This is a genomic window from Brevundimonas sp. UBA7507 (assembly GCF_002478355.1).
Classification (GTDB): domain Bacteria; phylum Pseudomonadota; class Alphaproteobacteria; order Caulobacterales; family Caulobacteraceae; genus Brevundimonas; species Brevundimonas diminuta_D.
The window spans coordinates 175,700-196,426 of the sequence record NZ_DLNP01000014.1; the positions used below are offsets into that span (position 1 = coordinate 175,700).

General features: G+C 67.8%; 17 protein-coding genes. 10 read left to right on the plus strand and 7 right to left on the minus strand.

Going from position 1 to position 20,727, the window contains the following annotated elements; all coding sequences use genetic code 11:
* The coding region (locus B3D50_RS11545; RefSeq protein WP_286951313.1) for a LysR family transcriptional regulator at positions 1-789 on the minus strand (789 nt) is incomplete at its 3' end.
* A gap of 174 nt (positions 790-963) precedes the next feature.
* Between B3D50_RS11545 and B3D50_RS11550 the strand changes: the two genes are divergently transcribed.
* The 7 genes from B3D50_RS11550 to B3D50_RS11580 all read left to right on the plus strand — a co-directional run bounded on the left by B3D50_RS11550 (position 964) and on the right by B3D50_RS11580 (position 8,059).
* The gene (locus tag B3D50_RS11550; RefSeq protein ID WP_076223638.1) at positions 964-2,070 is read left to right on the plus strand and encodes an S-(hydroxymethyl)glutathione dehydrogenase/class III alcohol dehydrogenase; all 1,107 of its coding nucleotides are present in this window, start codon (positions 964-966) and stop codon (positions 2,068-2,070) included.
* A 124-nt stretch (positions 2,071-2,194) separates the two neighbouring features.
* Positions 2,195-2,581, plus strand: a complete 387-nt coding sequence (locus B3D50_RS11555; RefSeq protein WP_286951314.1) for a VOC family protein — start codon at positions 2,195-2,197, stop codon at positions 2,579-2,581.
* A gap of 41 nt (positions 2,582-2,622) precedes the next feature.
* Positions 2,623-3,144, plus strand: a complete 522-nt coding sequence (locus B3D50_RS11560) for a hypothetical protein (protein ID WP_286951315.1) — start codon at positions 2,623-2,625, stop codon at positions 3,142-3,144.
* 18 nt (positions 3,145-3,162) lie between these two features.
* Positions 3,163-3,996 (plus strand): S-formylglutathione hydrolase, encoded by an 834-nt coding sequence (gene fghA / locus B3D50_RS11565; RefSeq protein ID WP_286951316.1) that lies wholly within the window; start codon positions 3,163-3,165, stop codon positions 3,994-3,996.
* A gap of 5 nt (positions 3,997-4,001) precedes the next feature.
* The gene (locus tag B3D50_RS11570; RefSeq protein WP_286951317.1) at positions 4,002-4,244 is read left to right on the plus strand and encodes a hypothetical protein; all 243 of its coding nucleotides are present in this window, start codon (positions 4,002-4,004) and stop codon (positions 4,242-4,244) included.
* Between the two features lie 91 nt (positions 4,245-4,335).
* Entirely contained in the window at positions 4,336-6,168 is a 1,833-nt protein-coding gene (locus B3D50_RS11575) for a DUF885 domain-containing protein (RefSeq protein WP_286951318.1), read from the plus strand.
* 94 nt (positions 6,169-6,262) lie between these two features.
* The gene (locus B3D50_RS11580) at positions 6,263-8,059 is read left to right on the plus strand and encodes a DUF885 domain-containing protein (RefSeq protein ID WP_286951319.1); all 1,797 of its coding nucleotides are present in this window, start codon (positions 6,263-6,265) and stop codon (positions 8,057-8,059) included.
* A gap of 81 nt (positions 8,060-8,140) precedes the next feature.
* Here the strand turns inward: B3D50_RS11580 and B3D50_RS11585 are convergent, their stop codons facing one another.
* Both B3D50_RS11585 and B3D50_RS11590 read right to left on the minus strand, forming a co-directional pair.
* On the minus strand, positions 8,141-8,704 hold the full coding sequence (locus tag B3D50_RS11585) for a DUF4189 domain-containing protein (RefSeq protein ID WP_286951320.1): 564 nt from the start codon (positions 8,702-8,704) through the stop codon (positions 8,141-8,143).
* Between the two features lie 3 nt (positions 8,705-8,707).
* Positions 8,708-9,832, minus strand: coding sequence for a DUF1176 domain-containing protein (locus B3D50_RS11590; RefSeq protein ID WP_286951321.1), 1,125 nt, complete (start codon positions 9,830-9,832; stop codon positions 8,708-8,710).
* Between the two features lie 190 nt (positions 9,833-10,022).
* Between B3D50_RS11590 and B3D50_RS11595 the strand changes: the two genes are divergently transcribed.
* Positions 10,023-11,243, plus strand: coding sequence for an NADP-dependent isocitrate dehydrogenase (locus tag B3D50_RS11595; protein ID WP_003166034.1), 1,221 nt, complete (start codon positions 10,023-10,025; stop codon positions 11,241-11,243).
* A 352-nt stretch (positions 11,244-11,595) separates the two neighbouring features.
* Positions 11,596-12,147, plus strand: coding sequence for a DUF2939 domain-containing protein (locus B3D50_RS11600; protein WP_286951322.1), 552 nt, complete (start codon positions 11,596-11,598; stop codon positions 12,145-12,147).
* 187 nt (positions 12,148-12,334) lie between these two features.
* Here B3D50_RS11600 and alaS read toward each other — a convergent pair whose 3' ends face one another.
* The 4 genes from alaS to B3D50_RS11620 all read right to left on the minus strand — a co-directional run bounded on the left by alaS (position 12,335) and on the right by B3D50_RS11620 (position 18,989).
* Complete coding sequence (gene alaS / locus B3D50_RS11605; RefSeq protein ID WP_286951323.1) at positions 12,335-14,980, minus strand: alanine--tRNA ligase; 2,646 nt, start codon at positions 14,978-14,980, stop codon at positions 12,335-12,337.
* A 131-nt stretch (positions 14,981-15,111) separates the two neighbouring features.
* Positions 15,112-15,594 (minus strand): ribonuclease E activity regulator RraA, encoded by a 483-nt coding sequence (gene rraA / locus B3D50_RS11610; protein ID WP_286951325.1) that lies wholly within the window; start codon positions 15,592-15,594, stop codon positions 15,112-15,114.
* 620 nt (positions 15,595-16,214) lie between these two features.
* Entirely contained in the window at positions 16,215-17,294 is a 1,080-nt protein-coding gene (recA, locus tag B3D50_RS11615) for a recombinase RecA (RefSeq protein ID WP_040346130.1), read from the minus strand.
* A 168-nt stretch (positions 17,295-17,462) separates the two neighbouring features.
* Positions 17,463-18,989 carry a CYTH and CHAD domain-containing protein gene (locus B3D50_RS11620; RefSeq protein WP_286951327.1) on the minus strand — a complete coding sequence of 509 codons (1,527 nt, stop codon included), beginning with the start codon at positions 18,987-18,989 and terminating at the stop codon, positions 17,463-17,465.
* Positions 18,990-19,070: 81 nt separating this feature from the next.
* Here B3D50_RS11620 and B3D50_RS11625 point away from each other — a divergent pair, with 81 nt between their 5' ends.
* Positions 19,071-20,651 (plus strand): bifunctional GNAT family N-acetyltransferase/carbon-nitrogen hydrolase family protein, encoded by a 1,581-nt coding sequence (locus B3D50_RS11625; RefSeq protein WP_286951328.1) that lies wholly within the window; start codon positions 19,071-19,073, stop codon positions 20,649-20,651.
* Positions 20,652-20,727 lie beyond the last annotated feature (76 nt).

Sequence of the window (20,727 nt, forward strand, 5' to 3'; positions counted from 1 at the left end):
GACGCCTTCGTCGGGCGGGCGGGCTTCGTCCAGCAGGGAGACGAGGGCGCCCGCTGACAGGGCCTCTGCGACGTAGAAGTCGGGCAGTTGGCACAGGCCCAGCCCCTGAAGGGCCGCGTCCAGCACCGCCGCACCGGAGTTGCAGCGCCAGCGGCCGGAGGGGCGAAGCGTCACTTCGCGCCCGGCCTCGGTGAAGCGCCAGTGCTCGGCCGAGCCGATCAGGCCGTTGTGGCTGGCGATCTCGGACAGGTCGCGCGGGGCGCCGCGGCGGTCCAGATAGTCGGGGCTGGCGCACAGGATCAGCCGCCGCGAGGCCAGCCGCCGCGCCATCAGGCGGGAATCGGTCAGATGGCCGAACCGCACCGCCAGATCATAGCCGTCGCCGACCAGATCGCGCAGGCGGTTGTCGAGGTCGAGCTCGATCCGCAGCTCGGGGTTCTGGCGCGCGAAGGCGTTGACGGCGGGCGCGATGAAGCGCTCGCCATAGGAGACGGAACAGGTCATGCGCAGCAGGCCGCGCGGGGCCTGATCGTCAGGCTGGACGGCGGCCAGGGCCTCGTCGCGCTCGTCGATCAGGCGGCGGCAGCGGGAAAGGAAGTCACGGCCTGCGTCGGTCAGCTCGACCCGGCGGGTGGTGCGGTGGAGAAGGCGCGTTTGAAGGCGATCCTCCAGCTGGGCGATCTCGCGGCTGACGGCAGAGGTCGACAGGCCCAGGCGCCGGGCGGCGGCCGAGAAGCTGGCCTGTTCGGCGACAGCGGTGAATTCGTCGATCCCGTCCCAGCGGCTCATCGGGACGTTGGATCAGGATTGTTGCTCAACAGCAATAATGTTTTGCGGTTGTCGCCGTTTCGGCCAAGCGCGGCGCGGCGTAGTAAGGTCGTCAAATCACCCGCCCACCTCATGCCCCTGAAGCAGCGAGCGACCGCGTCGCGAGCGTTAGGGGCGTCCGAAGGACTAAGACCCATGAAAACCCGCGCCGCCGTCGCGTTCGAAGCCAAACGTCCGCTCGAGATCGTCGAGGTCGATCTGGAAGGTCCGCGCGCGGGCGAGGTGCTGATCGAGATCAAGGCGACGGGCGTCTGCCACACAGACGCCTATACGCTGGACGGTCTGGACAGCGAGGGCCTCTTCCCCTCGATCCTGGGCCATGAGGGCGCGGGCGTGGTGGTCGAGGTGGGGCCGGGCGTGACCAGCCTTGCGGTCGGCGACCATGTCATCCCGCTGTACACGCCGGAATGCCGCCAGTGTAAGTCGTGCCTGAGCCGCAAGACCAACCTGTGCACCTCGATCCGGGGCACGCAGGGCAAGGGGCTGATGCCGGACGGCACCTCGCGTTTTTCCTACAAGGGCCAGACCCTTCACCACTACATGGGCTGCTCGACCTTCTCGAACTACACGGTCCTGCCCGAGATCGCGGTGGCGAAGATCCGCAAGGACGCGCCGTTCGACAAGGCCTGCTACGTCGGCTGCGGCGTGACGACGGGCGTGGGCGCGGTGGTCAACACGGCCAAGGTCGAGCCGGGCGCCAACGCCGTGGTCTTCGGCCTGGGCGGCATCGGCCTGAACGTCATCCAGGGGCTGAAGATGGTCGGGGCCGACATGATCATCGGCGTCGACATCAACGGCGACAAGGAGGAGTGGGGCCGTCGCTTCGGCATGACCCACTTCGTCAATCCGAAGGATGTGTCGGACGTGGTGGCCCATCTGGTCGAGCTGACCGGAGGCGGCGCCGACTACACCTTCGACTGCACCGGCAACACCGTGGTCATGCGTCAGGCGTTGGAAGCCTGCCACCGCGGGTGGGGCGAGAGCGTCATCATCGGCGTGGCCGAGGCGGGCAAGGAGATCGCCACCCGTCCGTTCCAGCTGGTCACGGGTCGCGTCTGGAAGGGCTCGGCCTTCGGCGGCGCGCGCGGCCGCACCGACACGCCGAAGATCGTCGACTGGTACATGGACGGCAAGATCGAGATCGACCCGATGATCACGCACACCCTGCCGCTGGAGCGGATTAACGAGGCCTTCGATTTGATGCATGAAGGCAAGAGCATTCGTTCGGTCATCGTCTTCTGATGACAGGCGCGCCCTGATTGAGGGCGCACTGAGCAAGTGCAGCAAAGTTCGTTGCCAAACGAAACCTTGTCGGCTTAGCTTGCCGCGCCCGGCGCAATGGCCGGGCGGATCTGGGAGGATCACCATGTTTACGCACGTCACCGTCGGGGCCAATGACCTTGAAGCCTCGCACAAATTCTACGACGCCGTTCTGGGCGCGCTGGGCCATCAGCCGGGCACGCCCAGCGAGGCGCCGATGCCGGGCGTCTGGTACATGACGCCGCGCGGGATGCTGGGCGTGGTCAAGCCGCGCAACGGCGAGGCGGCCTGCCACGCCAACGGCGGCACCATCGGCTTCTTCGCCGGCAGCCCTGAGGCGGTCGTCGCCTTCGCTGAGGCCGGGGTTGCGGCGGGCGGTACGGCGATCGAAGATCCGGCCGGCCCGCGCAATACGCCTTTCGGACCCATGCACCTGGCCTATCTGCGCGATCCGGCGGGCAACAAGATCTGCGCCGTTCACCGGCCGGGCTGAGGGTTGAGGCGATGAAGGCGAAGGCGGCGGTTGCGTCGATCATGGCGGTTGCGGCCGTCGGGGCGCTCGCCGCCTGCAGTCAGGGCGAGGCGCCCGCGCCCGCGGAGGCGTCGGCGCAGGCCTGGGTCCGCAAGAAGGTGGTGCTGTATCTGCCGGATCGGGTGATGAAGGAGCGGGTCGCGATCGCCGACCTGTCCCCCTATCTGGCCGCTGTCGACGAGGCGGTCGCCGCCGCCGCCGAGGCTCAGCCAACGCAGGCCGGCGCATCCGGTATGATGCTGCTGATGGTCAAGCCGGGCGAGCGGTCCAGAGCCTGGGTCGTCACCGGCGAGCCGGGGATGAAGCCGGACGTCGTCGCGGCTCTGACCGCCGCCGCCGGGGCGGTTCCGGCGCCGTCGGTGCGGCAGGGACCGATCCTGGTCGGCCTGCAGTTCGACGCCTGGGGCGGCGGCGCGCAGCCCGAGGGGGCGGTCGCCCCGATCCCGCGCGACTGGTACGCGCACTTCTCTGAAGACGGCGGCGTCCTCGATGACGACCTCATGGCCAGGGTCTGGCCGGACTGATCTGGAGTTTTTAGTCTGATGGAAACGGTCAAGAGCCACGTCGTTCACGGCGGGACGCTGCGCTATCTGAAGCACGACAGCGCAACGACGGGCACGCCCATGACGCTGTCGGTCTTCGTTCCGGCGGGGGAAGGGCCGTTTCCGGTCTTGATCTGGCTGTCGGGCCTGACCTGCACCGAGGACAACTTCACCACCAAGGCTGGGGCCTACAAGGCCGCCGCCGAACACGGCGTCATCATCGTCGCGCCGGACACCTCGCCGCGCGGGGAAGGCGTGGCGGACGATCCGGCCTATGATCTGGGGCAGGGCGCGGGCTTCTATGTCGATGCGACCGAGGCGCCGTGGGCGCCGCATTTCCGCATGGAAAGCTATGTCACGGGCGAACTGATCGAGCTGATCGACGCGGCGTTCCCGACGACGAAGACGCGCTCGATCTTCGGCCATTCGATGGGCGGGCATGGGGCGCTGACGTTGGCGCTGCGTCATCCCGAACTGTTCAAGTCGGTGTCGGCCTTTGCGCCGATCTCGTCGCCGACGCGCTGTCCGTGGGGCGAGAAGGCTTTCTCCGCCTATCTGGGCGAGGACCGGGCGGAATGGGCTAAACATGACGCAGCCCTGCTGATCGAAGGCGGGGCGGCGAAAGGCGTTTTCGACGACATCCTGGTGGATCAGGGCGACGCGGATTCCTTCCTGACCGATCAACTGAAGCCGGAACTGCTGAAGGCGGCGGCGGAAAAGGCCGGGCAGGGGCTGACCCTGCGGATGCAGCCGGGCTATGACCACTCCTACTTCTTCATGGCCAGCTTCGTGGACGACCATGTGGCCTTCCACGCCAAGCGGCTGAAAGCCTGAGTGTGATGACCGACGCCGCCCCCGATTTCGACTCCATGTTCGCCGACCTGTGCACCCAGGTCGGCTTCTGCCTGCATGAGAAGGGACAGAAGAAAGTCATCGCCGCCCTGCCCAAGGGGCTGGATGCGGCCGTCCGCGCCGTCTTCGCCGCCGAGGGCGTGGACGAGCCGAACGCGCCCGGCGACCTGAAACGCGCCGTGCGCGACTGCATCAAGGCCCATGTGAGCGCGCCCAGATCGGGCGCATGACGCAGACTTAATCCGCAAGGCGACGATCAAGCCTTGCGGGCGGCCATCGCTTCGCTAGCATCCCGGCCCATCGCTTTTGGGAGGAAAGCTCATGATGGATCGCCGCCGCCTGTTGATGTCGGTCGCCGCCGGGGGGGCGCTGGCAGTCGGCCCGGTTCGCGCCCTGGCCTCGACAGCCTTGACGCAAGCCGCGCCGAACGCGGCGACGACCGCGTTCCACGCCCTTTTGGACCGCATCGCCGACGAGATGCTGCTGTCGGACCCGGAACTGCTGACCATGCTGGGCATGGACCGGGGACCGAAGGCCGACGCACGCTTCAAGCTGAGCGATCGCTCTCAGGCCAAGATAGACGCCGACAAAGTCAAGTTTGTCGACGCCATGAAGGCGGTGAAGGCCCTCGACCGAGGCCAGCTGAACGACGCGGATCAGGTCTATTACGACACGCTGGAGTTCTTCGGCGATACGGTGATGACGGGTTACGGCTTCCCCTACGGCGGCGGCTTCTCACCCTCGCCCTACACCGTCAGCCAGTTGGGCGGGGCCTATCAGCAGATCCCGGACTTCCTGGACAGCCAGCACCGGATCGAGACGGCCGACGACGCCGAGGCCTATCTGTCGCGTCTGTCCGAGTTCGCCAAGGGCATGGACGCCGAGCGGGCGCGAATGCAATCGGACTTCGCAGCGGGCGCCGTGCCGCCGGACTTCGTCATCGACCGCACCCTGACCCAGATGGGCGCCATCACCGGCACGGCCGCCGCCGATTCGGTCATGGCCCAGTCGCTGGCGCGCCGCACGGCCGAAAAGAACATTTCCGGCGACTGGGCCGCGCGGGCCCAGGCCATCCTGACCAATGAGGTCTATCCGGCCATCCAGCGCCAGGCCGACGCCTTCAAGGCGGTGCGTTCGGGCGCGACCCACGACGGAGGCGTCTGGCGTCTGCCCCAGGGCGAGGACTACTATCGCTTCGGCCTGAAGTATTACACCACCTCCTCCATGACCCCGGACGAGGTGCACCAGATGGGTCTGGAGCAGGTGGCGGAGATTTCCGCACGCGCGGACGCCCTGCTGAAGGCGCAGGGGCTGACGCAGGGCTCGGTCGGAGAGCGCATCGCCGCCCTCGGCAAGGATCCGCGCTTCGTCTATCCGAACACGGACGAGGCCAAGGACGAGCTGATCAAGGAGCTGAACGTCCAGATGGTCGCCATGCAGGCCCGCATGCCGGAATACTTCGGCCGCCTGCCCAAATCGCCCTGCGACATCAAGCGCGTGCCGGCCGCCATCGAGGCCGGCGCGCCGGGCGGCTATTACCAGTCTCCGGCCCTGGATGGGTCGCGACCGGGCGCCTATTACATCAATCTGCGCGACACGGCGGAGTGGCCCAAGTGGACCCTGCCGACCCTGACCTACCATGAGGCTGTGCCGGGCCATCACTTCCAGATCGCCCTGCAGCAGGAGAAGCCGGACACCCCGCTGCTGATGAAGGTCATGGGCTTCTCGGCCTATTCCGAGGGTTGGGGCCTGTATGCGGAACAGCTGGCGGACGAGATCGGCGCCTATGAGAACGATCCCTTCGGTCAGATCGGCTATCTGCAGTCGCTGATGTTCCGCGCCGCGCGTCTGGTCGTGGACTCGGGTCTGCACCACAAGCGCTGGAGCCGCGAACAGGGCATCCGCTACATGGTCGATACGCTGGGCGATCAGGAATCCAGCATCGCCACCGAGGTCGAGCGCTACTGCGTCTGGCCGGGCCAGGCGTCCAGCTACAAGGTCGGTCACACCACCTGGGTGCGCCTGCGCGAGGACGCCAAGAAGCGTCTGGGATCGCGTTTCGACATCAAGGGCTTCCATGACACGGGTCTGAACCTGGGCGGCGTGCCGCTGACGGTTCTGGAGCGGACCATGAACGCCTGGACCCCGGCCTGACGGCTGGACCTCTTACGGGCGCGCCGGTCCGTCATTTCAGTAAGCTTTGGGAGCGGCGTCCGGCGCGGCGCGGTTCCGTTGGGGGAGTATCCGAATGATCGACCGCCGCCGCCTTCTTCTGACCGCCGCCGCGACCGCCGTCGCCGCGCCGACGCTGGCGCAAGCCGCCGCGGCCGTGTCGGACGCCGATGCGCGCCTGAACGCCCTGCTGGACGGCTGGTTCGAGGCTGACATCGACGAGTCGCCCGAGCGCGCCACCAACCTGGGCCTGGACAAGGGCGCCCGCGCGGGCCTGTCGTCCAAGCTGAGCGAAGCCGGGCCGGACGCCATCCGCAAGGACCGCGACAAGGCGGTCAGCCGCTGGGCCGAGCTGCGCGCCTTCGACCAGACCGGCCTGTCCGAGGCCGGGGCGCTGAACTACGCCATCGCCTCTTTCGGGCGTCAGACCTCGGCCGAGACGGCGCGCTTCGCCTACGGCGCCGGGCCGGGCCGTCCGTCTCCCTATGTCGTGACCCAGCTGTCGGGCGCCTATTTCTCGACGCCCGACTTCATGGACAACCAGCACCGCATCGAGGACGCGGCGGGCGCCGACGCCTTCCTGTCGCGCCTGGACGCCTTCGCGGGCGTGCTGGACGGCGAGACGGCCAAGATCCGTGAAGACGCCGGGCTGGGCGTCATTCCGCCGGACTTCATCATCGACCGGATGCTGCCGCAGATCCGCACCCTGCGCGATACGTCGGCCGCGGACATGTCCATGATCAAGTCGCTGGCCCGCAAGGTCGGGGCGCTGAACCTGTCGGGCTATGACGCGCGCGCTGTCGCCCTGGTCGATCAGAAGATCAAGCCCGCCCTGGCCCGCCAGATCGAGGCGCTGGAGAAGATCCGCCCCGACGCCGTGCACGATGCGGGCGTGTGGCGCCTGCCTGACGGCGAGGCCTTCTACGCCGCCGGGCTGAAGTCGAACACCACGACCACCCTCTCGGCCAAGGAAATCCACGCCATGGGCCGCGAGCAGGTGGCCGAGATCAGCGCCGAGATCGACGGCATCCTGAAGTCGCAGGGCTATACCCAGGGCACGGTCGGCGAGCGCGTCCAGGCGCTGAACAAAGACCCAGCCCAGCTGTTCCCCAACACCGATGCGGGCAAGGCAGAGCTGCTGGCCTGGCTGAACGAACAGGTCGCCGCGCTGGAGCCCAAACTGCCCGCTGTCTTCGGCCGCCTGCCCAAGACCCACGTCGAGGTGCGCCGCGTGCCGGTGTCGATCCAGTCGGGCGCGCCGGGCGGATACTATCAGGGACCGCCGCTGGATGGCTCGCGTCCGGGCGCCTACTACATCAACCTGCGCGACAGCGGGAACTGGCCGAAGTTCGCCCTGCCGACCCTGACCTATCACGAGGCCTCGCCGGGCCACCACCTGCAGGTGGCGCTGCAACGCGAGTCGGGGGAGCTGCCGCAATGGCGCCGCGCGGGCGGCTTCTCGGCTTTCAACGAGGGCTGGGCGCTGTACGCCGAGGCGGTGGCGGCCAACGACCTGGACGCCTACGCCGCCGATCCGCTGGGCCGGGTCGGTTTCCTGATGTCCTATCTGTTCCGCGCCGTGCGTCTGGTGGTCGACACCGGCATCCACTCCGAACGCTGGAGCCGCGAGCAGGCGGTCGACTATATGGCGGCTTCGGGCGCCAAGCCGCTGGACGCCTCGAACAGCGAGATCAACCGCTATTCGGTCTGGCCCGGCCAGGCCTGCGCCTACAAGGTCGGCCACACGGTGATCGCGCGCCTGCGCGAAGAGGCGCAAGCCAAGCCGGGCTTCGACCTACGCGCCTTCCATGACAAGGTGCTGGGCAGCGGCTCCCTGCCGCTGGCGGTGCTGGAAGGGCGGATGCGCGCCTAAGCGCCTCCTAGAAACAGGAAGGGCCGGAGGTTGATCCTCCGGCCCTTTTTTATCGGTCCGATCTATGCCTAGGGACGGTCGTCAATAGCGGGTGGTGCGGGTGGATCGCGCGGTGCAGACGGCGTCGTGGGCCATGGCGCAGTCGGCGCCGCCGCTGGCCTGACACTGGCTGAGGGCGTTGGCGCGGGCCGTGCGGGCGTTGCGCGCCGGCGTAGAGAAAAAGCGGGTCAAGCCGTCGATCTGGCCGGAGGCCACGGCCGAACAGGCGTTGCGCCAGGACGCCACCGGCGCGCAGTTGGCGTCAGGCTCGGTCGGCGCGCGCATGCTGACGCCCCAGGCATGGTCCGGCTGCTCGCACTTGCGCATGGCGTTGAACATGGCCGCTTCTATGTTGTGGCCCTGCAGGACATAGGGATAGACCGCGCCGGTGTCGGTGTTGAACGCAAAGGCCCCCAGGCCCTCGACGCGCTCGCGATAGCCCATGGTGCTGGTGTCCACGCCCTGGGGGGCGTCCGGGGCGCAGGTCGCCGACCCGGTCGCCGTGCCGACCGGGCATTGGGTCTGGGCCGAAGCCTCGTTGGGCGGCAGCCCCGCCATGAGGGCCAACCCCAGGGCGGAGACGCCTAAAACAGTATTGAATTTCATGACTTAGCCTTCGATTGCGCGCCAGGTGGTCGGCCACAGATCTTGAGGTATGGCCGTACAGCTGGGCATGTTTTTCTCGTTCAGCAGGGCGAAGCCTTCGCCGGTCCAGGCCCAGGTGCCCATGCGGCCGCAGTCGCCGATGCCGCGCCCGCGTCCGAAGGCGAACAGGGTGCGAGTCTTGGGATCATAGCGGCTGTTGACCAGTTCGTCGTGGCTGCTCGTGGCCGTGGGGAAGACGACCAGCTGGGGCGCGGTCCCGTCCGCCGGGGTGATGAAATAGACCTGGGTGAAGTTGTAGGCGCCCTCGCCGCACGGCACGCTCCACAGCAGCTTGTCGGAGGCTAGGCGTGCGACCTCGACGTCCGGCTCGAAGCGTTCGCCCTTGCGGCTCGTCGCCAGGCATTCCTTGACCTTGGGGTGGGCCAGCAGCGCCGGCGACAGGTCGTCCTGCACCAGGCCGTTCTGGGACACGGCGGCGGCCACAGTCACGCGCGGCGCGGCCGGGGCGGCGGGGACGCTGGAGGCCGGGCGGTCGCCGCGACGGATCAGGGCGGTGGTCGTGCCTAGCCGCCCCTGACGCTCGTCGATCCACAGGAAGGCGGCGGCGGCCCCGCCCAGGCTGACCTTGATCTGCTTGTCGCCGCGTCGCAGCGCCATGAAGGAGCCGTTGCCCAGGCCGTTCATCAGCTGGCCCGAGGGGGTGTTGAAGGCGATGACGTCGCCTTCCTCGTCCATCTTGGTGTTCTGGCCCGCATGGCGATGGCCGTCGATCTCGGCGTAGACGGAGCCTTCGCCATCCTCCAGGCCCCAGCCGCCCATGTGGACGGCGGGCCGCGCCTCGGGGCCGGGGGCGAGCGAGACGAGGACGAAGCCCATCTCATTCTCGCCCGGTCCGAAGGCGACGCAGTGGTTGGTGTTGTCGCAGGTGGCGGTCCAGTCGCGGAACTCGCGCGTCACGCTGGGCGGGTTGGCGGCCGCGGTCTGAACGGCGGGCGCGGCGGCGGCTTCTGCGGGAGGCGGCGCGGCAGGCGTTTCGGGCGTGGCGGCGGCCTCACGTCCCTTGCAGGCGGCCAGGGCCAGGGGAAGCAGAGCGACGGAGGCGGCGAACCGCAGGCGGCGAAGCGTCATCAGGCGTTCCATGCGTTTTGATCGACCGGCGACGCCAAGCGTAGCCGTGAAAAAGCCTAGCGGCCAAGCCGTCGTTTCGTTCCGGCCCGCCGTTCCGGCCGTGCGGCTTTCGTCCCCTTTGCGCCCGCGCGCCGGGGTCGCTATATCCCCCTGCACCGAATTCCTTCCCCTGAGAGACAGAGGCGTAAGCATGGCCAAGATCAAGGTCGCCAATCCCATCGTGGACATCGACGGCGACGAAATGACCCGGATCATCTGGCAGATGATCAAGGACAAGCTGGTCTTCCCGTACCTGGACCTCGAACTCGACTATTACGACCTCGGCATGGAAAGCCGTGACGCTACCGACGATCAGATCACGATCGACGCGGCCCACGCCATCCAGAAGCACGGCGTCGGCGTGAAGTGCGCCACCATCACCCCGGACGAGGCGCGCGTCGCCGAGTTCGGCCTGAAGAAGATGTGGAAGTCGCCGAACGGCACCATCCGCAACATCCTGGGCGGCGTGGTCTTCCGCGAACCGATCATCTGCAAGAACGTCCCGCGTCTGGTTCCGGGCTGGACCCAGCCGATCGTCGTCGGCCGTCACGCCTTCGGCGACCAGTACAAGGCCACCGACTTCCTGATGCCGGGACCGGGCACCCTGACCATCAAGTTCGTCGGCGACGACGGCCAGGTCATTGAGCACGAGGTCTACAAGTCGCCGGGCGCCGGCGTCGCCATGGGCATGTACAACCTGGACGCCTCGATCCGCGAGTTCGCCCACGCTTCGTTCGCCTATGGCCTGCAGCGCAACTACCCGGTCTATCTGTCGACCAAGAACACCATCCTGAAAGCCTACGACGGCCGCTTCAAGGACATCTTCCAGGAAGTCTTCGACGCCGACTACGCCGAGGAATTCAAGAAGCGCGGCCTGACCTATGAGCACCGCCTGATCGACGACATGGTCGCGGCCGCGATCAAGTGGTCGGGCGGCTTCGTCTGGGCGTGCAAGAACTACGACGGCGACGTGCAGTCGGACATCGTGGCGCAGGGCTTCGGTTCGCTGGGCCTGATGACCTCGGTGCTGATGACGCCGGACGGCAAGGTCATGGAGACCGAGGCCGCCCACGGCACCGTCACCCGTCACTATCGCCAGCATCAGAAGGGCGAGGCCACCTCGACCAACTCGATCGCCTCGATCTTCGCCTGGACCCGCGGCTTCAAGCACCGCGCCAAGCTGGACGGCAACGCCGAGCTGGCCGAGTTCGCCGATACGCTGGAGCGCGTGGTCGTCGAGACCGTCGAGTCGGGCTTCATGACCAAGGATCTGGCCCTGCTGGTCGGCGATCAGCAGTCCTGGCTGACGACCGAAGGCTTCCTGGACAAGGTGTCCGAGAACCTGAAGAAGGCTCTGCCGGGCATCGGCTGAGCTTAGCTCAGAATGACATCAAGGCCCGCTGGAGCGATCCGGCGGGCCTTTTTGTTGTGCGCTTATCGCTTCCCTATTCCGCTCATCCCGGCGGACGCCGGGATCCAGTGAGAGCGCCACGCTGCGTCCTATCCGCTGATCTGGGGTGCCTGAAGCCAAACCACTGGGTCCCGGCGTCCGCCGGGATGAGCGGTAGTCAATGTTTGCCTCACCCCATCGTCAGGTTCGCCTGGAAAGAGAGCCGGTGAAAACACGCATTGAACCGGCCAGCGATCCATGTCCCTAATACTCTTGGGGATTTTGACGCCGTTTCGTCGTCGTCTGGTCGCGTTCGTAAGGCAGGGGAGGGCCGATGAATCGCAAACTGATCATTCGTCTGGGGGTGGCTGCGGCCGCAGTCCTTGTGGTCGCCTACGCCGCATCGCCCTTGCTGGCGGCGCGGTCGTTGATCCAGGCGGCGAAGGCGGGGGATGAAAAAGGGCTGGAGCGCCAGGTGGACTTTCCCGCCTTCCGCGCCAGTCTGAAGGACGAACTGAACGCCCGCATGATGGCCGAGATGCGCAATGACCCGCGCATGGCCGACAGCGGCCTGTCGGGCCTGGGCATGCTGCTGGCGCCCGCCATCGTCGGCGGGGCGGTGGACGCCTTCGTCACCCCGCAGGCGATCTCCATGATGGTGCAGGAGGGACGGGCGCCCAAACCCGCGCTTTCGGTCGAAACGGAGCCGAAGGCGAAGAGCGACCATGACCGCGTGCGGCAGTCGTGGGGCTATCGCGACCTGGACACCTTCGCCGTCACCCTGACCCGCGACGACCAGCCGGACGAGGCGGTGTCGCTGCTGATGAAGCGCCGTAACCTGTTCGGCTGGAAGCTGGCGGCGATTGATCTGGGGGCGCCGGAGTAGGTTTCTCCTCCCCATGAAATGGGGAGGTGGATCGGCGGCGCAGCCGACGAGACGGAGGGGCTGCTTGGTTCCGCTGCCGTAAGCCCCTCCACCGCTTCGCGGTCCCCCTCCCCATTGCATGGGGAGGAAAGAAAAAGGGCGGCGCACCGAATGCGCCGCCCTTTCCTGTTTCAGCCTGTGCGGGCGATCAGCCCTTCAGCGCGGCGCGGATGGCGTTCAGGCCGTCCTCGGCCTTGGAGCCGTCCGGGGCGCCGCCCTGGGCGAAGTCGGGCTTGCCGCCTGCGCCCTTGCCGCCCATGGCGATGACGGCGTCGCGGGCCAGGTCGGCCGCGTTGACCTTGCCCGCCATGTCCGGCGTGGCGGCGACGGTGATAGCCGCCTTGCCGTCGGTGACGCCGACCAGGGCGACGACGCCCGAGCCGATCTGCTTCTTGAAGTCCTCGGCCACGCCGCGCAGGCCCTTGCCGTCGACGCCATCCAGAACGCGGGCGATCAGCTTGACGCCGTTGATCTCTTCGGGGGCCGCATTGGCGCCCGCGCCGCCGCCCAGGGCCAACTGCTTCTTCAGGTCGGCGACCTGCTTCTCCAGCGTCTTGACTGAGGCCTGCAGGCCCTCGACGCGGGCCGGAACCTCGGCGGGCTGGATCTTGAAGCCCTGCGCCAGATGGCGGGCGACGTTGGCCTGATCCAGCAGGAAGCGGCGGGCCGCCTCGCCGGTCAGGGCCTCGACGCGGCGCACGCCGGCGGCCACGCCGCCTTCAGACACGATCTTGAACAGGGCGATGTCGCCGGTGCGGAAGACGTGGGTGCCGCCGCACAGCTCGACCGAATAGGCGCCGGGGCCGTTCAGGGCGCGGCCGATGGTCAGGACGCGGACCTCATCGCCGTACTTCTCGCCGAACAGGGCCACGGCGCCCGCCGCGATGGCGGCGTCGGGCGTCATCAGCTCGGTCGTGACCGGGACGTTCTGGCGGATGACGGCGTTCACCTCGTCCTCGACGCGGGCGATTTCCTCGTCCGTCATCGGGGCGTTGTGGCTGAAGTCGAAGCGCATGCGCTCGGCGTCGACCATCTGGCCCTTCTGGGCGACGTGGGCGCCCAGCACGTTCTTGACGGCGGCGTGGAACAGGTGGGCGGCCGAGTGGTTGGCGCGGGTGGTCGGACGCGAGCCTTCCTCGACCGTGGCGGTCACGACCGCGCCGGTCGCCAGCGCGCCCTGGGTCACTTCCAGCGTGTGAACGTGCAGGTCGCCGCCGTGCTTCTTGGTGTCGAGAACGCGGCCTTCGCCGCCGCTCCAGACGAAGGCGCCCTTGTCGCCCGCCTGGCCGCCGCCTTCGCCGTAGAAGGGGGTCTTGTCCAGCAGCACCTCGACCGTCTCCCCGGTCGCGGCGGACGCAGCTTCGGCGCCGTCCTTGACGATGGCCAGAACCTTGCCTTCGCCGGTCTCGGACTCATAGCCGGTGAACTCCGTGCCGCCGTGCTGGTCGCGCAGGGCCAGCCAGGCCCCGGCCGAGGCCGTCTGGCCCGAGCCCTTCCAGTGCTCGCGCGAGCGGTCGCGCTGTTCAGCCATGGCGGATTCGAAGCCGTCGACGTTGACGCTGAAGCCGCGACGGCGGGCCTCGTCCTGCGTCAGGTCCAGCGGGAAGCCGTAGGTGTCGTAGAGGGTGAAGGCGGTTTGGCCGTCCAGCATGTCGCCGGCCTTGAAGTCGGTCGTGGCCTGATCGAACAGGTTCATGCCGCGGCCCAGGGTGGTGCGGAAACGGATCTCTTCCTGCTTCAGCGTGTCTTCGATGAAGGCCTGGGCGCGGCCCAACTCGGGATAGGCCTCGCCCATCTCCTGCACCAGGGTCGGCACCAGGCGGTGCATCAGCGGGTCGGCGGCGCCCAGCAGGTGGGCGTGGCGCATGGCGCGGCGCATGATGCGGCGCAGGACATAGCCCCGGCCCTCGTTCGAGGGCGTCACGCCGTCGGCGATCAGGAAGGCGGTCGAGCGCAGGTGGTCGGCGATGACCCGGTGCGACGGGGCGTGCTCGCCCTCGGCCTTGGTGCTGGTCAGCTCTTCCGAGGCCGCGATCAGGTTGCGGAACAGGTCGACTTCATAGTTGGAGTGGACGCCCTGCAGCACGGCGGCGATGCGCTCCAGACCCATGCCGGTGTCGACCGACTTCTTGGGCAGTTCGCGAACGATCTCGTCGTTCTCCTTCTCGAACTGCATGAAGACGTTGTTCCAGATCTCGACGAAGCGGTCGCCGTCCTCGTCCGGCGAACCGGGAGGGCCGCCGAAGATGTGGTCGCCGTGGTCGTAGAAGATCTCGGTGCAGGGGCCGCAGGGGCCGCTGTCGCCCATGGCCCAGAAGTTGTCGTTGGTGGGGATGCGGATGATCTTCTCGTCCGCGAAGCCCGTCACCTTCTTCCAGATGTCGAAGGCCTGATCGTCGGTGTGGTAGACGGTGACCAGCAGGCGTGCGGGGTCCAGGCCGAACTCCTTGGTCAGCAGGCCCCAAGCGCTCTCGATGGCGTGGTCCTTGAAGTAGTCGCCGAACGAGAAATTGCCCAGCATTTCAAAGAAGGTGTGGTGACGCGCGGTGTAGCCGACGTTGTCCAGGTCGTTGTGCTTGCCCCCGGCGCGGACGCATTTCTGCGAGCTGGTGGCGCGGTTGTAGGGCGCGGTCGCCGCGCCGGTGAAGTAGTCCTTGAACGGCACCATGCCCGCGTTGACGAACAGCAGGGTCGGGTCGTTCTGCGGCACGAGCGGAGCCGACTGCACCTTCTCGTGGCCGTCGGCGGCGAAGTAGTCGAGGAAGGTGGAACGGATCTGCTTCAGGCTGGTCATGGGCGTATCGCTCTGGAACTCGGGCGCGCGGGAGGAATGTCGGAACCGGCGTCATATAGGGATTTTGCGCCGAACGCATCACTGGCGCGTGATCATGCGGTCGGGGCTGCGTTTTTACGGTCGAGAGCGCTCTAATCGTGCAGGCGGCGCGGCGAGACGATCAGGCCGTCCTCGTCGGCGTAGAGCCAGTCGCCGGGGGTGAAGATGACACCGCCGAAGGCGGTGGGGATGTCGATCTCGCCGATGGCGTCGCGGTGCGCGCGCTGGGGAACGGTTCCAAGCGCTTTGACGCCGACGTTCATGGTGTTGATCACGGCTGTGTCGCGCACGGCGCCGTGGATGACGATCCCGGCCCAGCCGTTGTCGATGGCCAGCTTCGCCAGATTGTCGCCGACCAGGGCGCGTTTGAGCGAACCACCGCCGTTGACGACCAGGACCGCGCCTTGGCCGGGGCGCTCCAGCGTCTGGCGGACCAGAGCGTTGTCGTCCAGCACGCTGAGGGTGCGGATCGGGCCGTGGAAGGCCGCGACCTGGCCGAAGCTGCGGAAGAGAGTCTGGCAGACCTTCACCACGTCGGAGTGGGCGTCGCAGAGGTCGGCGGTGGCGGGGGGCATGGCGTTCCTTCTCATTTATCAGGAATCGTTGTTATGTGAGCTGGTCTGGTGGATGTTTCAGACTTTAATTTAGGGAGAATACGCGTGAGCACGCTAGCCAAATTGGCAATGTCCGGAATTCTTCTCGCCATGACCGCTTCGCCGGCGGTTGCGTTCAAATCCTGGGAGTATGTGTACTATTATACGTTCTATTCGGACGCATCCATGACGACCGTCGTGGGGTATGGGAATGATGTTTGCATGGAATCGGGAGGCAATGTGACGGTAATTACGCCCCTGTTCCCTACGCCTTACTATACGGCCGAGCGGGGGCACGAGTGTCGTCCTGGGGGACCGCTTTGAGCTGAGGTCAATTTTTTCAGCTTAGGAAAAAAAGAGGCCCGCCCGACGCAGGTCGGGCGGGCCGGTCTCCGTCCGACCGGCCCCGCGGGGTCGGTAGGCGGGTCGCGAGGCGGCGAACGGAGAAGCTCTGGCCGTCAGGGTGCCCTTGCCTCCGGCCGTCATCCTTGGGCTTGAACCGAGGATCGGATCGTCAGCGCGATCACGGCTGGAAAGGAAGAGGACGCGCCTGGCTGGATCCTCGGGTCAAGCCCGAGGATGACGGCGTTGGGGGTGGCGGATCAGCCCTCCAAATCCTGACCTTCGTCGGGCTCGGGCGCGCCCAGCATGTCGTCGGCGATCTTGGCCGTGGACTGGCGGACGGCCTTTTCGATGGCGAGGGCCATGTCGGGGTTGTTCTTCAAGAACTCCTTGGCGTTCTCGCGACCCTGACCGATGCGGGTCGAGTCGTAGGAGAACCAGGAGCCGGACTTCTCGATGATGTTGGCCTTGACGCCCAGGTCGATGATCTCGCCGATCTTGGAGATGCCCTCGCCGTACATGATGTCGAAGATGACCTCGCGGAACGGCGGGGCGACCTTGTTCTTGACGACCTTGACGCGGGTGGTGTTGCCGACCACCTCGTCGCGGTTCTTGATCGCGCCGGTGCGGCGGATGTCCAGGCGCACCGAGGCGTAGAACTTCAGCGCATTGCCGCCCGTCGTCGTTTCCGGCGAGCCGTACATGACGCCGATCTTGTGACGGATCTGGTTGATGAACAGGACGATGCACTTGGACTTGGAGATGGAGGCCGTCAGCTTGCGCAGGGCCTGCGACATCAGGCGGGCCTGAAGGCCGGGCAGGCTGTCGCCCATCTCGCCCTCGATTTCCGCGCGGGGCGTCAGGGCCGCGACGGAGTCGACCACCACGATGTCCACGGCGCCCGAGCGCACCAGGGTGTCGACGATCTCCAGCGCCTGCTCGCCCGCATCGGGCTGCGACACCAGCAGGTCGTCGAGGTTGACGCCCAGCTTCTGGGCGTAGACCGGGTCCAGCGCGTGTTCGGCATCGACGAAGGCGGCCACGCCGCCCTTCTTCTGGACCTCGGCCACGGTGTGCAGGGCGAGCGTCGTCTTGCCCGAGGATTCGGGGCCGAACACCTCGATCACCCGGCCGACCGGCAGGCCGCCGATGCCGAGCGCCATGTCGAGACCCAGAGAGCCGGTCGAGACGCTTTCGATCTCGGCCACCTGTCCGGCCTTGCCCAGTTTCATGACCGAGCCCTTGCCGAAGGCGCGATCGATCTGTGCGATCGCCGCCTCTAGAGCGCGTTGTTTGTCGCCGTCTTCTTTACCCACGAGCTTCAGTGCCGCCTGTGACATTGGTTTTCTCTCCCTTGCCATGATTCCCATCTGACTTCGGGAGAGACCCGCCACGGACCCGCTCCCTCGTTGAGCCGGACTATGGACATGGTTTGTTCTCGTTCGCAAGATGTTCTCGTGAACCGAACGAGAACATTTATCGCGATGCGACCGATTTAGTCGCAAGCCTTACCGCCAGAAGCGCCGGGCGCGAGACAGGCGGGCGAAGGCGCGGCTTGAGGCGGCGTGCAGGGCGGCGGCGCTCTGTTCGCGGCGGCCGATCAGGCGTCCGGCGGCGAAGGCGATCTCGGGCGAGGTCAGCCGGGCCTCGGCGGGGATGCGGTCGCGCGCCACGGCCAGGTCGTTGAGGGCGCCGAAGGCTTCCTGGACCTGCTCCAGACCTGCGCGGAACCGCCGCTCGCGGCCGGGGCGGTCGAACAGGCCGGTGAAGAACTCGGCCGCATAGCGCAGGCGTTTGACGCGGATGCGCAGACGGTGGCGACCGGCGACGTCCAACTGGTCCAGGCGTCGCCCGCCGCGCCGCACGCGCCGGCTCAATCGCTCCAGAGCCTCGGCGGCGAAGGCGGCGACGGGCCGCTGTCGGCGCCAGGCGCGCACGGGGTCGGGATCGGTCCGCCAAGCGCCGGTTTCGATCCAGGCCAGGGTCTCGAACATCAGGGCGGCGTAGCGCGGCGAATCGATCGCCGCCATCGCCCGGCGATAGGCGCCGCTGCGGGCCGCCAGCAGGCGCAAGCCCAGGGGGGCGAGGTCGGGATCGGGCGTCTCCAGCGCGGCAGGGTGGAAGACGTCGCGGATGAAGACGTCCAGATCGCGCGCGGCGTCGGTCTCATGCGCCAGCCATTTCAGCTCGGCGACGACGGGAGCGGCGTCCTCGCCCAGCAGGGGGGCGAACACGGACAGGGCGGCGCGCAGGCGACGCAGGCCCACGCGCAGCTGATGCAGGGCCTCGGGCCGCCGCACCCGGCGCAGCAGTTCGGCGTTGGCCGAGACCTGGCCAAGGGCGGCCACGGCCGTGCGGCGCAGGGCGGCCTCGGCGCTCAGGGCGCGGGGCAGGGGATCGGCGACGGTGGAGCGCGGCGCGCGCTCCTGTCCCTCGGCCAGGCGCCAGCCGCGCTCGGCCTTGCTCTCGAACAGGGGGACCAGGGCGACGTCGGCCGACAGGCGCCGGGCCAGGGCGAACAGGGCCTGGGGCGGGCCGTCCTTCAGCTCCAGCTCCAGTTCGCGCAAGAGCTCGACGCGGCCGCCCGCCGACAGCTCGCCCTCGTCATAGGCGGCCTCGATCACGGCGCCCTCGAAGGCGACCAGACGGGCGCGGCGACGCACCGTGCTGGCGAAGCGGGGCGACAGGTCGCGGCGGCGGCCCTTCAGCAGGGCGGCGGCGGGCGTCGTCTTGACGGCCTGCCAGTCCAGGGCCTCGCTGGGGACGGGCGTCTCCCATTCGGCGCGGTTGAGGACGTCGCCGCCGGTCTGGCCCTTCAGCGTCTGGACGAAGCCGCGGCCGGTCGCGCGCACGCGCAGGCCCCAGCCGGCGCGGCGCAGCGCCTGATCCGGCGTGTCGAAATAGACGGAGCGCAGGCTCTGCACGCTGTCCTCGCCCGCCAGGGCCGGGTGGGCGGCTAGGCGCGCGGCGGCGCGCGGCCCAAGCCGGAACTTGAGTTCGATTTCCTGCGCCATTTCCTGGGCCATGCCGGACATGACGCCATTGTGCGCCCATCCCGGCGCGGGTCCAAGACGATGGAAAATGATCCAACGGCCAAGCTCGCGCGTTAGGAGGAGATGACTGATCTTCAGACCGCCCAAACCGTCCCGCCGGCCGAGCCGGCCAAGCCCGCCGTCCTGACGATCCGCAACGCCCGCATGGGCGACGTCGCCGGGATCAACGCCCTGGTCGAGCGGGTCTACAAGGACATGCCGCCCTATACGCCGGGGATGCTGCGCGGCCAGATCGCCACCTATCCCGACGGCCAGTTCGTGGTCGAGTTCGAGGGCGAGATCGTCGGCTACGCCGCCAGCTTCCGCATCGACGAGGCCTCGGCCATGGGGCCGCACAGCTGGGACCAGATCACCGGCGGCGGCTACGCGGCGCGGCACGATCCGGCGGGCGCGTGGCTGTACGGGATGGAGGTCTGCGTCGACCCGGCCCGGCGCCGCCTGCGCATCGGCCAGCGCCTGTACGACGCGCGCCGCGACCTATGCGAGGCGCAGAACCTGAAGGGGATCGTCTTCGGCGGGCGGATGCCGGGTCTTTCGCGCCGTCGCGCCGCCTATCCTGATCCGAACGCCTATGTCGAGGCGGTGCGCGACCGCAAGGTGAAGGATCCGATCATGGCCTTTCACCAGCGTTCGGGGTTCGAGCCGGCGGGGGTGCTGCTGAACTATCTGCCGTCGGACAAGGCGTCGCTGGGCCATGCGGCGCGCTGGGTGTGGCGCAACCCCTACTATGTCGAGGCGACGGGCAAGGGGGCGGCCTTCGCGGTGAAGGAGACGGTGCGCGTCGCCACCGTCCAGCTGCAGATGCGCAAGGTCGAGAGCTTCCGCGAGTTCATGGACAACGTCGAATATTTCGTCGACGTGGTGTCGGATTACCGCGCCGACTTCGTGGTGTTTCCCGAGTTGTTCACGCTGCAGCTGCTGTCGCTGGAGACGAGGAAGCTGACCCCGGCGGAATCGATCGAGGCCCTGACGCGCTATACGCCGCGCTTCGTCGAGGCGATGCGCGAGCTGGCGGTCGGCTACAACGTGAACATCATCGGCGGCTCGCACCCGACGCGGACCGAGGACGGCGACATTCAAAATGTTGCGTACGTCTTCCTGCGCGACGGCTCGGTGCATGAGCAGGAGAAGATCCACCCGACCCCGAACGAGCGGCATTGGTGGAACATCAAGGGCGGCGACCGCGTCCACGCCATCCCCACCGACTGCGGGCCGATCGGGGTGATGATCTGCTATGATTCCGAGTTCCCCGAACTGGCGCGGCGTCTGGCGGACGAGGGGGCGCGCATCCTGTTCACGCCCTTCTGCACCGACAACCGGCAGGGGTATCTGCGGGTGCGCTACTGCTCGCAGGCGCGGGCGATCGAGAACCAGTGCTACGTCGTCCTGTCGGGCAATGTCGGCAACCTGCCCAACGTCGAGAACATGGACATCCAGTATGCGCAGTCGTGCATCCTGACGCCGTGCGACTTCCCCTTCGCGCGCGACGGGGTGGCGGCCGAGGCCAGCGAGAACGTCGAGACGGTGACGGTGGCGGACCTGGACCTGTCCGACCTGGCCTGGGCCAAGGCGCAGGGGACGGTGCGGAACCTGCGCGACCGCCGGTTCGATCTCTACAAGACGGTGTGGACGGACGGGGGTTGATCTTACCCCCGCTCGTCCCGGCGGGGTGTTTGGCCTGCGTCCCTTCCTCGTCATTCTCGGGCTTGTCCCGAGAATC

What these genes read in the sequence shown, in the direction of transcription:
- B3D50_RS11560 (WP_286951315.1), top strand. Translation starts at nt 2,623, where the DNA reads ATGGCGGTTGCGGCCGTCGGGGCGCTCGCCGCCTGCAGTCAGGGCGAG.
- B3D50_RS11590 (WP_286951321.1), bottom strand. Translation starts at nt 9,832, where the DNA reads ATGACGCTTCGCCGCCTGCGGTTCGCCGCCTCCGTCGCTCTGCTTCCC.
- B3D50_RS11550 (WP_076223638.1), top strand. Translation starts at nt 964, where the DNA reads ATGAAAACCCGCGCCGCCGTCGCGTTCGAAGCCAAACGTCCGCTCGAG.
- fghA (WP_286951316.1), top strand. Translation starts at nt 3,163, where the DNA reads ATGGAAACGGTCAAGAGCCACGTCGTTCACGGCGGGACGCTGCGCTAT.
- recA (WP_040346130.1), bottom strand. Translation starts at nt 17,294, where the DNA reads ATGTCACAGGCGGCACTGAAGCTCGTGGGTAAAGAAGACGGCGACAAA.
- B3D50_RS11575 (WP_286951318.1), top strand. Translation starts at nt 4,336, where the DNA reads ATGATGGATCGCCGCCGCCTGTTGATGTCGGTCGCCGCCGGGGGGGCG.
- B3D50_RS11580 (WP_286951319.1), top strand. Translation starts at nt 6,263, where the DNA reads ATGATCGACCGCCGCCGCCTTCTTCTGACCGCCGCCGCGACCGCCGTC.
- B3D50_RS11585 (WP_286951320.1), bottom strand. Translation starts at nt 8,704, where the DNA reads ATGAAATTCAATACTGTTTTAGGCGTCTCCGCCCTGGGGTTGGCCCTC.
- B3D50_RS11620 (WP_286951327.1), bottom strand. Translation starts at nt 18,989, where the DNA reads ATGTCCGGCATGGCCCAGGAAATGGCGCAGGAAATCGAACTCAAGTTC.
- rraA (WP_286951325.1), bottom strand. Translation starts at nt 15,594, where the DNA reads ATGCCCCCCGCCACCGCCGACCTCTGCGACGCCCACTCCGACGTGGTG.
- B3D50_RS11595 (WP_003166034.1), top strand. Translation starts at nt 10,023, where the DNA reads ATGGCCAAGATCAAGGTCGCCAATCCCATCGTGGACATCGACGGCGAC.
- alaS (WP_286951323.1), bottom strand. Translation starts at nt 14,980, where the DNA reads ATGACCAGCCTGAAGCAGATCCGTTCCACCTTCCTCGACTACTTCGCC.
- B3D50_RS11570 (WP_286951317.1), top strand. Translation starts at nt 4,002, where the DNA reads ATGACCGACGCCGCCCCCGATTTCGACTCCATGTTCGCCGACCTGTGC.
- B3D50_RS11625 (WP_286951328.1), top strand. Translation starts at nt 19,071, where the DNA reads ATGACTGATCTTCAGACCGCCCAAACCGTCCCGCCGGCCGAGCCGGCC.
- B3D50_RS11600 (WP_286951322.1), top strand. Translation starts at nt 11,596, where the DNA reads ATGAATCGCAAACTGATCATTCGTCTGGGGGTGGCTGCGGCCGCAGTC.
- B3D50_RS11555 (WP_286951314.1), top strand. Translation starts at nt 2,195, where the DNA reads ATGTTTACGCACGTCACCGTCGGGGCCAATGACCTTGAAGCCTCGCAC.